Below are 13,216 nucleotides of genomic sequence, written 5' to 3'. Positions count from 1 at the left end.
GCAGCGATTCACCGTCACAAACACGTCACATAGCCGGCATTCCCCCTGGTCACCCGCGGGTACAGGCCGACGTCGCTCGGCCGACACCGCGGCGTCGTCGCCCGCTGTTCCCGGGCACGACGACGCGGGCGGAACCGCGGTCCCCCGCGATCCCGCCCGCGCGTGCGGTGGTGCTACGAGCTCAGCCCTCGAAGGACTTGGGCGCCTGGCGAGCGCGGCGCTTGAGCTCGGCATTGCTCTTGCCCTGGTACCCGCGGTACTTGGGGCCGTTCTTGCCGTTCTTGCGGCGCTTGTCCTGGTTGCGGCCCTTACCCGGCTTGTCGCTCACGCCACCGGGGAACTCGGGCTGGTCCTCGCGGTTCTTGTGGAAGACCTGGACCACCGCGGGGCGCGGCATGGAGAACTCGCCGGCCCCGGCGCGCGTGGGCAGCACGTAGTCGGGGAAGTACGAGCGGGGCTGCTCGAACGTGCCGTCCTCACCGGGATGCTGCACGGCCACGTAGACCATGCCCTCGATGTCGTGGATCACGGGACCGCACGTCTCCGCGTCCTGCGGCACGGCCAGGAACTGCTGCACGCGACCGCGATTGGCACCCTGGAGGTCCACCTTGAACAGACCGTCGTTGTAGCCGATCTTGGAGGGCGCACCGTCCGTGGAGATCCACAGGTTGCCCGCCTTGTCGAAGGCCACGTTGTCGGGGCACGAGATCGGGGAGACCTTCTCCTTGGGGAACCCGCCGAAGTACGTCCCCGAATCCTTGGTGGGGTCACCGCACACGAGCAACAGGTTCCAGTCGAAGCGCGTGGCCTGGGGCCGGTTATTGCGCTCGGTCAGTTCCAGGATGTACCCGTCACGGTTGCCGGTGCGGGGATTGGCCTCGTCCACGTCCGCCTTACCGGGCTTGCCGCGATCGGAGTTGTTGGTCAGCGCCGCGTACACCTTGCCGGTGTGGGGGTTGGGCTCCACATCCTCCGGGCGGTCCATCTTGGTGGCGCCAGCCTTGTCCGCGGCGAGGCGGGTGTAAACCAGGACCTCCTCCACGGACATGCCGCGGACCATGGACTTTCCACCCTTGAGCAGGGGCAGCCACTCGCCGGTGCCGTCGAACTCGCCGTCGCGGGGCAGCTGGCCCGTCCCAGTGATCTCGGGGGCCTGGGAGTTGCCGCGCAGCCGGGCCACGTAGAGGTCGCCCTCGGAGAGCAACTTCATATTGTGGGCCTTGTCGCCCTTGCGGTATTTGCGGGACGAGACGAACTTGTAGATGTACTCGAACTTCTCGTCGTCACCGGAGTACGCGACCACCGTGCCGTCGTCACCCACGCGCACGTTCGCGCCCTCGTGCTTGAAGCGGCCCAGCGCGGTGTGCTTGATGGGCGCGGAGTTGGGGTTCTGCGGGTCGATCTCCACGATCCAACCGAAGCGGTTGGGCTCGTTCTTGTACCCCTCGATCCGGGCGTCGAAGCGCTTCTCCACCTCGGGCCAGCGGCGGGACGGCATGGTCGTGGGGAAGCCGTAGCGCTTCTCCTCGGCGGTGCCGGAGGTGATGAAGTACTGGTGCACGTTCTCCTCACCGGAGAGCACCGTGCCCCACGGTGTCACACCGCCCGAGCAATTGTTCTGGGTGCCCAGCACGCGCTTGCCGGTGGGGTCGTCCTGCGTCTTGAGCAGATCGGACCCCGCGGCGGGCCCGTCCATCACGAACGTGGTGGTCAGCGTGATGCGACGGTTGCGAGCGCCACCGCGCACATAGGTCCACGGCTCCCCCACCTTGGTGCGGGAGATCTCCACGACCGACATGCCGTGCGCCTGGATCGCGGTCTTGACCATGTTGGTCAGGTTGGTCTTGTCGTAGCCCGCCGGGAACATGGTGTTCTCGTTGGTGTACTCGTGGTTGTTCACCAGCACGCCCGTGAGCCCGTTCGGGTCCGGGATGATGTCCAGATAGTCCGAGTTGAACCCGAACTGCTTGGCTTGCGCTTCGGGGGTCTGGTTCTTGGGGTCGAACTCCGGGGAGTCGTAGAACAGGGGGTCACCCCAGCGGATGATGGGCGACCAGTCGTAGCCCTTGGGCACCGAGAGGTCGTCCACGGTCATGTCCACGGGCTTGATGGGCGTGAAGTCCAGGCGGGCACGGCCCTGACCCCAGTAGGCGTAGGTGGCCTCGGCCGGCTGGGCGGTCACGGCGACCACACCCACGGTCACGGCCCCGGCCATCCCCAGACCCAGGGCGGCACGGCGGCTGACAGCTGCGGAGATGACGTCGTGCACGTACTCGTTGCCGGATGTGTTCGCGTCCGGGGTCATGCACTGGCTACCGCACTTGAGTTCACACGTGAGCGGGCTTCGCTTGCCGTTGACGTGGCCCAGCATGGGCAACAGGCGACGGCGTTCGGGTGCTTGGGTCATGGCGTGGCTCCCTGGGTGGGACATGCGTTGATGCATGTCAGCGAGTGGTTCCGCTGCTCAGCCCACCATCACGGCGTGATCGCCACGCAACCACCGGGCGAACGACGGGTTAATTGCACGTCTGTCACGGACCACCTTCGGGGCCCCGCACGCCGCGTGCCGCATTGTGGCGACTTTGGGTCCCGGGCTGCATACAGGGGCGGGTTTCAACCCCCGTTGACGTGCTGGGGCAAGTTCGAGCCACCTCGGCCCCTCATCATGGATCGGAACTGCTGTACGGGGGAGGTGACATCTGATCTGGCTTGCCCGTCGGGCGGCCTGGAAGGATATGCACCATGCCCGCTGCATATCCCCGAGAGTTCCGCGAAGACGTCGTTCGTAAGGACGCGTTCTGCGGGCGGATCGTGGGCTACTCCATGGATTCCCGGATGAAGGCCCGCCTCGCGGTGAACGCACTGGTCAATGCGGCCACGCGGCGCGGGAATCTTTCTTCGCGTTGCTGCAGAAGAACGTCCTCGATCGCCGTCGCTGGCGGACCCGTGACGAGCTGCGGATCGCGATTATCACCTGGATCGAACAGGCCTACCACTGGCGCCGTCGACAGGTTCGCCTGGGCCGTTTGACCCCGATGGAATGCGAGACCATCATGAACCCAGCCGTGGACCTCGCGGCTTGACACTACAACTGTCACCTCACCGTGCAGCAGTGCCCATGCCTACATGGAGGATTTGAAGGCGCTGCACGGCGACCGTATCGAGGTTCACCTGGATGATCGGGGGAGAACTCTGGATGTCGCTGATCTCGTGAGCAGCGTTGCCGATGGCACCGAGCTGTACATGTGCGGACCCATTCGCTTGATGGATGCTGTCCGCAGGGCGTGGTCCGATAACGGCCTGGACCCTACCAATTTAAGGTACGAGACGTTCGGGAACAGTGGATGGTACGAGGCCGAGCCCTTCGAAGTCCATATTCCCCGATTGAACTTCAGGACCACCGTGAATTCGGATGAGTCGATGCTCGAAGCGCTGGAACGCGGAGGTGTGGACACCATGTCGGATTGTCGCCGGGGAGAGTGTGGTCTCTGTCAAGTGAAGATTCTGGAGCTTTCCGGGGAAGTTGATCATCGAGACGTCTTCTATTCCGACCGCCAGAAGGCCCCGAACGCCACAATGTGCTGCTGCGTCTCCCGCGCAGTAGCAACTCGACCGGATTCAACTCCGGGAAACCCCGCACAGTCAGCCCTCGTAACCATCGACGTTCCCTGAAAGGCATGTTTTGGACATTCGCCGTAAGATCGACATTTCCAAGATGTCGGCATATCAATGGGTCATTGTTGCACTAGCCGCGTTTCTCAACGCCCTCGACGGGTACGACGTGTTGGCAATGGCCTTCACCGCGACCTCCGTCTCCAAGGAGTTCGAACTCACAGGAGCCCAGCTGGGCTGGCTCCTGAGTTCCGGTCTGATCGGCATGGCTGCTGGATCACTCTTGCTGGGCCCGTTCGCTGATCGCTTCGGACGTCGCAAGATCTTGTTGGTCGCGGTTGGCATCAATGCCGTAGGTTTGTTCCTTTCCGCCACGGCGAACTCCGCCCTTGAGCTGGGCGCATGGCGAGTCATCACCGGGCTGGGTGTGGGCGGCATCCTCGCAACGGTTACGGTCATCACCAGCGAGTACTCCAATGTGAAGAATCGCGGCATGGCCATCAGTATCTACACCGCTGGCTACGGGGTGGGTGCCACACTGGGTGGAATGGGCGCCACCCAGCTGATTCCCGCTTTCGGATGGCGCTCCGTGTTCCTTGTCGGCGGCCTTGTGACATTGTTCGCAGCCGTTTTGATCCTGGTGATCCTGCCAGAATCTGTTGATTACTACCGTGTCCGACGCCCCAAGAATGCCGAAGAGAAGTTGGTTGGAATTGCCCGACGGATCGGGCTCAAGGGGGACGTTTTCCTGGGGGATGCACCCACCACAACCAATTCGTCACAGGGTAGCGTAACTCAGCTGCTTGGTGGCCGGTACCGGGTTTCAACCATCCTGCTATGGGTATCGTTCTTCGTCATCATGTTCGGCTTCTACTTCGCGAATTCGTGGACGCCGAGACTTCTGGTTGAATCCGGGATGACGGAGCAACAAGGCATTGTGGGGGGGCTGATGCTGACCATGGGTGGAACCTTCGGTTCACTGATCTACGGTGTTCTGACCATTCGGCGTAACGCGCGCAACACGCTCGTGGTGTTCACTATTCTTGCGGCCGTGCTATTGGTGGTATTCATTACTACTACATCAATTCCGACTCTCGCATTCCTAAGTGGTGTGGTCGTGGGAATGCTCATCAACGGCTGTGTTGCGGGACTCTACACCGTGGCGCCTCAGACGTATGCGCCGGAGGTGCGAGCAACCGGTGTCGGATGGGGTCTCGGAATTGGCCGGGTGGGAGCCATTCTGGCACCCATTCTGGTGGGCACCCTCCTCGACGGCGGCTGGTCACCGACCCAGCTCTACATCGGGGTTGCGGTCGTGGTAGCTCTAGCTGCCTTCGCGGCCTCGCGCTTGAAGCCCCATATCGATACTCCTTTGGTTGAATCCGCCACCGAGGAGCCCACTCCGGCTGCCCGTCGCTGAACCGGACTTGCCAAGAAGGGGCCGATCCTACCCATGCGTAGTGTCGGCCCCTTCCGCCGTCTCAACGTCCCCGCCCCGCAGCACCTCGTACGTGCGGGAGATCCGCTCGAGCCACCAGTCACGGCGCGGGCCCGTGACCGCGTGTTCCGTCAGCAGATCCTCGGAGACCGCCACGTCCCGCACCGGGAGGTAGCCGTCCACCGGGCGCAGGGGCTCGGCGGTGACGTCCGCGGTCATCAGGGACAGCGTCCCGAGCCCGCACGCGTACGGCAACTCCGGTAACGCCGCGGCGAGTGCCACGCCCGCCCGGATCCCCACCGAGCTGTCGATCGCGGAGCTGACGACGGCGGGCAGCCCGGCCTGCGCCACGATCTCCAGCGCCCGGCGTACCCCGCCCAGGGGTGCGACCTTGACCACGATCAGATCCGCCGCGTCGGCCCGAGCCACGGCCAGCGGGTCCTGCGCCTTGCGCACGGATTCGTCCGCGGCGATCAACAATTTGTTCCCCGCGTCCCGCAGCCGACGGCGCACGTTGGCCAGCCCCGGCACGGTGGCCACGGGTTGCTCGGCGTACGCGAGCTCGAACTCGCTCAGGGTGGTGAGTGCGCATACGGCGTCGTCCTCGCTCCAGCCCATGTTCGCGTCCACGCGCAGTTGCGCGTCCGGGAGGGCGGCGCGCACGGCGGCGACGCGAGCGACGTCGTCCGCGAGGCTCTGTCCGCGTTCGGCGACCTTGATCTTCACGGCGTGCACCGCGCCGCCGTACCCCGCAAGGACCTCCGGGACGCGCTCGGCGGGGACGGCCGGGACCGTGGCGTTGACGGGCACCCGGGTGCGCACGGGGTCGGGGAACCCGGTCCATGCCACCTCGATGCCCGCGCGCAACCACGACGCCGCTTCGGCGTCCTCGTACTCGGTGAAGGGACCGAATTCACCCCAACCCGCCGGGCCGTGGAAGACCACCGTTTCCCGGGCGGTGACCCCCCGGAACCGCACGCGCATGGGCAGGGAAACCACCCGAGCGGTATCGAGCAGATCGGACAGTGGGGGTATGGGCGTCACCGAAGAGAGCATGGCCCTAGGGTACGTGTCCGCCTTGATCGCAACGCCGGGTCACAAGTGTCGTGAGTCCGGGGGATGATCGCGACACCACAGGGGGAATCGGGGGATTCGTGTTGCATGTCTTTGCGCTGTCCGAAATCGCGTCTGTGGGGGAAACGTTGCAGGCGTTCCTGCAGGGCGGCAGCCGCGTGCTGTTGATGATCGCCATGGTGCTGTTCCTGGCGTACCTGCTGTTCTTCCTCAGCACGGTGTCCATCGCGAGCGCCATCACCACGTGGCACCAGATTCGGCGCAGGCCCCGTCAGGCCGCGCACCCGCGCGAGATGGCGCCCGTGACCGCCGCCGAGGACCAGCCGTACCAGGAGCTGCCCGCGCACGGTCGGCACGCGCTGAAGGTGAAGGGCTGAACCGTGATCCTGGTCTTCGGTCATCGTATCGACCTCATCCTGGTGCTCGCCGTGGTCCTCGTGGCCCTGAGCGTCCTGTACGGCATGTTCATCCTGGTGCTCTCCCGCTTCGAACCGCAGCGCTCTCAGCACCGTAGGGTGAAGATCGCCACCGTCCCCGGCCACCACAAGGTGGTCTTCGTGATCCCGTGCCTCAACGAGGAACGCGTCCTGCGGCCCAGCCTCGAGCGGCTCGTCGGATTGGACCACCCGGACGTCCAGATCATGGTGATCGACGACGGTTCCGACGACGGCACGGCCGAGATCGTGCGCTCGTTCCCGGACCCGCGCGTGCACCTGTTCCAGCGCACCCTGCCCCACGCCCGCGAGGGGAAGGGCGAGGCGCTCAACGCCGCCATCCAGTACCTGCGCACGAGCGATCTGATCGCCGGGACGTCTCATTCTGACGTGGTCGTGTGCGTCATGGACGCGGACGGACGTCTGGACCCGCACGCCCTGGACGACGTCATGCCCCTGTTCAAGGACAACCGCCTGGGCGCGGTGCAGATCGGCGTGCGGATCAACAACCGCCAGCAGAACCTCCTGGCCCGGATGCAGGACCTCGAGTTCGTGCTCTACACCCACGTGTTCCAGCGGGGCCGCCGACACCTGGGCAGCGTGGGACTCGGCGGCAACGGCCAGTTCGTCCGGCTCTCCGCGCTCGACGGGCTGGGTGTGTCCCCGTGGTCGCGCAGCCTCACCGAGGACCTGGATTTGGGCGTGCGACTGCTCATGGACGGGTGGCAGACCGAGTTCGTCTCCACCGCGTCCGTGCACCAGCAGGGACTCGTGGACGTCAAGCGCTGGGTCAAGCAGCGCACCCGGTGGTTCCAGGGCCACCTGCAGTCCTGGAACCTGGTGCCGTGGGTGCTGCGGGACCTCACCGGCAGCCGCCGGGCGGATCTCTTGTACCACCTGACGAGCCCGTTCCTATTGCTGCTTACGTCCTTCCTGTCCCTGGCGTTCGCCTTCTGGGTGCTGGACCTCGCGGTCGGGATCGTCACGGGTCATGCTGTGGTCTCCGGGTGGTGGCTCTCGTCCTACCTGATCGCGTTCGGACCCGCGCTGCTCTACGGGCTGGTGTACTGGTCGCAGGAACGTCACAGCGGTCTGAACCCGGTCAAGGCCGTGGGCCTGGTCCACCTCTACGTGCTCTACGCCGTGCTGTGGTACGTGGCCGGCTGGAAGGCCGCGTGGCGCGCGGTGCGCGGCCACAACGGCTGGGCCAAGACGGAACGCGTGGTCGAGAACCAGGAGCAGGTGGACTCCTCGGCCCGAGAGCTCACGGTGGAGGCCCATGCATGAGGAAGCGCGGCGTCGTCGTACTCGTCGCGACGATCGTGCTGGTGCTCGCGGTGGTGGCCGTCATGAATAACCTGTGGCGCGTGCAGCCGTGGGCGGACGGGGAGGTGCACGGGCGCTGGCAGGTCATGTACACGGGCTACGGCACCGTGAAGGGCAACGACCGGCAGGTGCTGCTGGAACCCCACACGGCCGAGGCCGCCATCGTGACCCACGGGGCGCTCGTGCACACGGTGGAGAACTACGACGACGCCGACTTCGCCGTCACGGTGCGCACCGAGGAGCAACTGCGCCGCAATGACGAACCCAATGCGTGGGAAGTGGGCTGGGTGCAGTGGAACCTGCGCGACAACGACCACTTCTACGCGGTGGCGCTCAAACCCAACGGCTGGGAGATCTCCAAGCAGGACCCGGCCTATCCGGGGGCGCAGCGGTTCATCGCCTCCGGTGGGGACCGGACCTTCCCGGTGGGCAGGGACTACCGGGTGGAGATCATGCAGGACTGGCCCAGGATGACGGTCACGGTGGACGGGACCGAACTGGCCACCGTCACGGACGAGGAGACTCCCTACCGAGGGGGCGCGATCGGGTTGTACACGGAGGACGCCAAGGTCCTGTTCCACGATTTCGAGATTATGGGGCAGGGCTGACGGGATCGTCCGCGCCGGGCTGGCGCGGACGATTGCGGGGTGCGCACGGCGTGCTCTACGACAACACCGGTGCCGCCGCGGACACCAACGCCATGTACGCGATCGCCACGGGCAACCTGCTCACACACTTCGGGAAGACCGAACTCAAGCCGGTGGCCGACTACACGGACGCCATGGTCGAGAACTACGACGCCGCGGTGTACATCGGCGCAGACCACCGCGTCCCGCTCCCCCAGGCCTTCCTGGACGACGTCCGCTCTACCGACAAGCCCGTGATGTGGTTGGGCCGCAACATCGAGGCCCTCGCGGGTCCCGACGACGCGCAGAACGCCCAGTTCCGGGACAAGTACGGCTGGGACCCCCGCGCCGCGACCACGGTGGACAGTTCCAAGGTCACCTCGGTCGAGTACGAGGGCGAGAAGGTGCACCGGGAGACCCAGGGTGCCCCTGAGATCGTGGTCCCGTTCACGGGCACGAACGACAAGGTGGAGGTCCTGGCGACGTCGCAGTGCACCGAGCGCGGTAAGCCCACCTCGTGCACGGCGAACGGTTCCCCGGAGGCCCCCTGGGCCATCCGCTCCGCGAACCTCACGTATTTGGCCGAGGTGCCCCTGGACTACATCGACGCGAACGACGTGTACCTGGTCTACACGGATTTTTTCTACGACCTCGTGGGTTCGGACGCCCCCGCGGTGAAGCAGGCCGCGGTGCGCCTGGAGGACGTGGGCCCGGATTCCGACCCGAAGGACCTGCGCCGCGTGGCCCAGGACGACGTGGACGAGTGGAAGGACCGCCTGGACGCTGGACGCTCCGTGATGGAGGACGCCGGTCTGGGTGAGCCCACGATCTTCGAGACACCGCACTACGGCGGTTCCGTGAACTCGTACGTGGCCATGGCCCAGGAGTACGACGCGCGCTACGAACAGGGCGACTACTACGCGAGCATCCTCACGGGGCAACCCTCCGAAGCCGGTAAGTCCTACAGCCAGCAGTTCCCGTTCACGGTGAGCGACATCTACGGCGGCGCCGTGTATCCGGAGAACCTGGGCAACATCACCGAGGGCGAGCAGAACAACCATGCCGCCCGCACCCCTGAGTTCCTGGTCGCACGGGCCAATGCGAACCTGACCGTGCGCGAATCCACCGCGAGCTTCTTCTTCCACCCGTACCTGGACATCGAGTACCTCAAGAAGACGGTCACCGGCATCAAGAAGCTGGGGTACGAGTTCCGACCGGTCACGGAGCTGAAGTAGCGTCCGGGTCCGCGCCCCCGGGCGGGCACCCTGGACCCAGAACGCGCGAACACCCGGCCAGGATCGCTGACCGGGTGTTCGCACGCGTGTGAACGTCAGGAGTGGGCGGCCTTCGGCGGCCGGGAGCCCCGCACGGCGGTCATCCCACCGCAACCGCGCCCACCGAACTCACCGGGGTCCGTTCACCCCCGGAGCGTTACTCGCTGATCTCGGAGTTGCTCGTGGGGTCCTCGTCCACGCCCATGCCCGGAACCTCGGGGTTGGCGGCGTTGGACTTGACGGCCTCCTCGATGCGCTGACCGATGTTCTCGTCCACGTTCTTCCAGTACTGGAAGGCGTTGGAGAGCACCGGCTCCGCGACACCCTCGAGGGCGCCGGCGACGGTTTCGACGAACCGCGCGCGCTGCGCGTCGTTGAAGACCTCGCGGATCAGGGTGCCCGGCTGACCGAAGTCGTCGTCGTCCTGACGCAAGGTGTAGGCCTCGCGGACCAGAGCGCCGTCGTCCTCCCAGCCGTTGTCCACGGGGCCGGTCTCGTCCGACCAGGAGTCACCGAAGGAGTTCGGGGCGTACACCCGCCGGGCACCGCTGTGGTGATACGTCATGCTGCCCTCGAAGTTGTAGGTGTGCACTTCGTTGATCGGGCGGTTCACCGGCAGCTGCTGGAAGTTGGTGCCGACGCGGTAGAGCTGGGCGTCCGCGTAGGCGAAAGTGCGCCCCAGTAGCATCTTGTCCGGGGAGTTGCCGGTGCCCGGGACCATGTTCGCCGGGGAGAAGGCCGCCTGCTCGATCTGGGCGAAGAAATTCTCCGGGTTGCGGTTCAGGGTCATGGTGCCCACCTTGTGCCGCGGGTAGTCCTTCTTGGACCAGGTCTTGGTCAGGTCGAAGGGGTTGAACCGGTAGGTCTTGGCCTCCTCGTACGGCATGATCTGGAAGTACAGGTCCCACTTCGGGTACTCGCCCCGCTCGATCGCCTCGAACAAGTCGCGACGGTGGACGTCGCCATCGGCTCCGGCCAGGCGCTCGGCCTCTTCGTTGCTGAGGCTCTCCACGCCCTGCCGCGACTCGAAGTGCCACTTGACCCAGAACTTCTCGCCCTCGGCATTGACCAGCATGTAGGTGTGCGAGCCGTAGCCGTTCATGTGGCGCCAAGTCTTGGGCAGGCCGCGCTCACCCATCAGGTAGGTGACCTGGTGGGCGGACTCGGGGTTGTTGGTCCAGAAGTCCCACTGCATGGTGCCGTCACGCAGCCCGGAGTCCGGCAGGCGCTTCTGCGAGCGGATGAAGTGCGGGAACTTCATGGAGTCGCGCACGAAGAAGATCGGGGTGTTGTTCCCGACCATGTCGAAGTTGCCTTCTTCGGTGTAGAACTTCAGGGCGAAGCCACGGACGTCACGCCAGGTGTCCGGGGAGCCCAGCTCGCCGGCCACGGTGGAGAAGCGGGCCAGCATCTCGGTCTTCTTGCCCGGCTGCAGGAAGTCCGCCTTGGTCCACTGCGAGACGTCCTCGGTGACCTCGAAGGTGCCGAACGCGCCGGCGCCCTTGGCGTGCGGACGACGCTCGGGGATGTTCATCCGGTTGAAGTGCTGCAGGGTCTCCACCAGCTGGTGGTCATGCAGCACGATCGAACCGTTGGGGCCGGTGGTCAGCGAGTTGCGGTCGCTGACAGCGGGAATGCCGGCCTGGGTCGTGGACCCGGTGGCGTGCGGGGTGGGTTCCGTCATCGCGTACTCCTTGATGGGGTTGGGATGGGTGGGTGAACCGGTGGCCCAGATGGGTTCCCGGAGCTCAGGGGTCTAGACAGGCACCGCGGTCGCACCGGCCCGCTGGGCCGAGCAGTCGGAACACACGCCTTGGTAGACGACATCGGCCACGTGGATGCTCATCCCGTGGGTCTCGCTGGGAGTCAAGCACGGTGCATGCCCCACGGCACAGGCCACGTCCTCGATGCGTCCACACACCGTGCACACGGCATGGTGGTGGTTGTCGTCGACCCGGGTTTCGTACCGTGCCGGGGAGTTCGCCAGGTCCAGCTGGCGCAACAGTCCGGCGTCCGTGAGCGAGTGCAGCACCACGTAGATGGACTGCACCGTGATCTCCGGCAATGCCGTGCGCACGTCCGCGAGCACCTCGTCCGCGGTGGCGTGCTGGTGGCGCTCGAGCGCGTCCAACACCGCCAGTCGGGGCTTGGTGACCCGCAGTCCGGCCGCCCGGATCCGATCGGTCCACAGCACGGGCACGACGGCGCCGCCGCCGTTCTCCCGTTCCCCGGGCTGATCGGTGAGAGTGGTCGAGGTCATAGCTTCACTATGTCATGTTTTGAGTTACTCATCAAAAGGTTGCGGGGTGTGCCGGACGACGTAGGGGTGACGGGAGGGTGAACCCTCGGGGAGGGGGCTTTCCCCTCCTCACCCTCTGGCGCCGCGGCAAACGCTCTCCACTACGTCCATGCCGCGATCTGCACGGTTTTTCCTTGTTTTCTGGTCGTTCTGCACCACAGATGTTCCCACCCGCTGTCCAGCGGCGTGTCAGTTCGCGCGGGCCATCGACGACGCCGCCCGCGGCCTCCGCGGCGACGAACTGCGGGCGGCCGTACTACCTGTCCGGGTGCTCCACGGCACATCGAAACCGATTCGGACCCGGACCTCGTGGCCAAACAGATGACCAAGCTGGATGCCGCCAACATCTACACGCGCGCGGAGGTCGACCAGGTGTGGGCGGCGTGGTCGGACAGGAACGGCAAGCGCGGCGCGCTGACCTCGGCGCTGGTGCCGGCGGTCGAGCGGTTCACCAACCGCTGGTCCCGCGCCGTGTACGACGACGACGCCGCAGCGCGCGACGAGCTCGACGGGTTCCGTTCCCTGCTGGGCCAGTACACGAAGTCCTATGCGTTCTTCTCCCAGATCCTCAACTTCGGGGACACGTACTACCTCAAGCTCTCGGTGTTCGCGGACCTGTTGGCGCGACTGCTGCGCGAGCAGCTGGACGACGGCGAGCGCGAGACAGTGACCGCGGACGACGTCGTCCTCACTCACTACCGGCTCGAGAAGCAGCGGGACGAGGACCTGCAATTGGAGGACGGCGAGGCCCGAGGGCTGCAGGGCATTACCGAAGCCGGCATGGCCCGCCAGCAGGAACGCGAACGCGCGGCCAAGGCCGAGCTGGTGGAGAAGGTCAACAGGTTCCTCGGGGGGCTGGATGCCAGCGACGAGCACAAGGTGAGCGCGGTGGAACTACTGGTCCGCGAGGCCGCCGAGAACACTGACCTGCAGCAACAGGCGCGCAACAATACCAGGGCGGACTTCTCGCATTCCCCGCAGGTGCGTCTTGTGCTGGAGGATTCCGTGTGGAATCAGAACCGCCAGTCCGAGGCGATCGCCAAGCGACTCCAGGAGCTCCCACCCACCGATCTGGTGGAACTGGCCATGGTGTTCGATTTGTGGGAACGGTCGCGGGCAGGGTAGGGCTTATC

Annotated in this window: 11 protein-coding genes and 1 pseudogene; 8 read left to right on the top strand and 4 right to left on the bottom strand. The window is 65.7% G+C overall.

The window, feature by feature from the left end:
• Positions 1 to 181: 181 nt before the first annotated feature.
• On the bottom strand, positions 182 to 2,407 hold the full coding sequence (locus tag HBK84_RS02910; protein WP_167318146.1) for a PhoX family phosphatase: 2,226 nt from the start codon (positions 2,405 to 2,407) through the stop codon (positions 182 to 184).
• Positions 2,408 to 2,787: 380 nt separating this feature from the next.
• Between HBK84_RS02910 and HBK84_RS02905 the strand changes: the two are divergent.
• The 3 genes and pseudogenes from HBK84_RS02905 to HBK84_RS02895 all read left to right on the top strand — a co-directional run.
• Positions 2,788 to 3,083, top strand: a pseudogene (locus tag HBK84_RS02905) (IS3 family transposase); the annotation flags it as partial.
• A gap of 43 nt (positions 3,084 to 3,126) precedes the next feature.
• Positions 3,127 to 3,672 (top strand): flavin reductase family protein, encoded by a 546-nt coding sequence (locus tag HBK84_RS02900; protein WP_085108609.1) that lies wholly within the window; start codon positions 3,127 to 3,129, stop codon positions 3,670 to 3,672.
• Positions 3,673 to 3,682: 10 nt separating this feature from the next.
• Positions 3,683 to 5,032 (top strand): MFS transporter, encoded by a 1,350-nt coding sequence (locus HBK84_RS02895; protein WP_167318145.1) that lies wholly within the window; start codon positions 3,683 to 3,685, stop codon positions 5,030 to 5,032.
• A 27-nt stretch (positions 5,033 to 5,059) separates the two neighbouring features.
• Here the strand turns inward: HBK84_RS02895 and HBK84_RS02890 are convergent, their stop codons facing one another.
• Positions 5,060 to 6,106 carry an o-succinylbenzoate synthase gene (locus tag HBK84_RS02890; protein ID WP_206069186.1) on the bottom strand — a complete coding sequence of 349 codons (1,047 nt, stop codon included), beginning with the start codon at positions 6,104 to 6,106 and terminating at the stop codon, positions 5,060 to 5,062.
• Between the two features lie 134 nt (positions 6,107 to 6,240).
• Between HBK84_RS02890 and HBK84_RS02885 the strand changes: the two genes are divergently transcribed.
• Genes HBK84_RS02885 through HBK84_RS02870 form a run of 4 tightly spaced genes read left to right on the top strand, consistent with a single transcriptional unit; the run spans position 6,241 to position 9,745 of the window.
• Entirely contained in the window at positions 6,241 to 6,501 is a 261-nt protein-coding gene (locus HBK84_RS02885) for a hypothetical protein (protein ID WP_143467430.1), read from the top strand.
• 3 nt (positions 6,502 to 6,504) lie between these two features.
• Positions 6,505 to 7,845 (top strand): glycosyltransferase family 2 protein, encoded by a 1,341-nt coding sequence (locus HBK84_RS02880; RefSeq protein WP_206069185.1) that lies wholly within the window; start codon positions 6,505 to 6,507, stop codon positions 7,843 to 7,845.
• Positions 7,842 to 8,492 (top strand): calcium-binding protein, encoded by a 651-nt coding sequence (locus tag HBK84_RS02875; protein WP_167318144.1) that lies wholly within the window; start codon positions 7,842 to 7,844, stop codon positions 8,490 to 8,492. Before HBK84_RS02880 ends, HBK84_RS02875 begins: the two co-directional genes overlap by 4 nt.
• 50 nt (positions 8,493 to 8,542) lie before the next feature.
• Positions 8,543 to 9,745 (top strand): DUF2334 domain-containing protein, encoded by a 1,203-nt coding sequence (locus HBK84_RS02870; protein ID WP_167318143.1) that lies wholly within the window; start codon positions 8,543 to 8,545, stop codon positions 9,743 to 9,745.
• Positions 9,746 to 9,941: 196 nt separating this feature from the next.
• Here the strand turns inward: HBK84_RS02870 and HBK84_RS02865 are convergent, their stop codons facing one another.
• Entirely contained in the window at positions 9,942 to 11,468 is a 1,527-nt protein-coding gene (locus HBK84_RS02865) for a catalase (protein ID WP_167318142.1), read from the bottom strand.
• 72 nt (positions 11,469 to 11,540) lie between these two features.
• Positions 11,541 to 12,044 carry a Fur family transcriptional regulator gene (locus tag HBK84_RS02860; protein WP_240919077.1) on the bottom strand — a complete coding sequence of 168 codons (504 nt, stop codon included), beginning with the start codon at positions 12,042 to 12,044 and terminating at the stop codon, positions 11,541 to 11,543.
• A 348-nt stretch (positions 12,045 to 12,392) separates the two neighbouring features.
• Here HBK84_RS02860 and HBK84_RS02855 point away from each other — a divergent pair, with 348 nt between their 5' ends.
• Positions 12,393 to 13,208: a hypothetical protein gene (locus tag HBK84_RS02855; protein WP_167318141.1), complete on the top strand. Its 816-nt coding sequence runs from the start codon at positions 12,393 to 12,395 to the stop codon at positions 13,206 to 13,208.
• Positions 13,209 to 13,216 lie beyond the last annotated feature (8 nt).

The sequence above is a fragment of the Kocuria sp. KD4 genome (genome assembly GCF_011769905.1).
Taxonomy (GTDB): Bacteria; Actinomycetota; Actinomycetes; order Actinomycetales; family Micrococcaceae; genus Kocuria; species Kocuria marina.
This window is presented reverse-complemented; position numbering and strand designations above follow the sequence as displayed.

What these genes read in the sequence shown, in the direction of transcription:
- HBK84_RS02875 (WP_167318144.1), top strand. Translation starts at nt 7,842, where the DNA reads ATGAGGAAGCGCGGCGTCGTCGTACTCGTCGCGACGATCGTGCTGGTG.
- HBK84_RS02890 (WP_206069186.1), bottom strand. Translation starts at nt 6,106, where the DNA reads ATGCTCTCTTCGGTGACGCCCATACCCCCACTGTCCGATCTGCTCGAT.
- HBK84_RS02900 (WP_085108609.1), top strand. Translation starts at nt 3,127, where the DNA reads ATGGAGGATTTGAAGGCGCTGCACGGCGACCGTATCGAGGTTCACCTG.
- HBK84_RS02865 (WP_167318142.1), bottom strand. Translation starts at nt 11,468, where the DNA reads ATGACGGAACCCACCCCGCACGCCACCGGGTCCACGACCCAGGCCGGC.
- HBK84_RS02910 (WP_167318146.1), bottom strand. Translation starts at nt 2,407, where the DNA reads ATGACCCAAGCACCCGAACGCCGTCGCCTGTTGCCCATGCTGGGCCAC.
- HBK84_RS02860 (WP_240919077.1), bottom strand. Translation starts at nt 12,044, where the DNA reads ATGACCTCGACCACTCTCACCGATCAGCCCGGGGAACGGGAGAACGGC.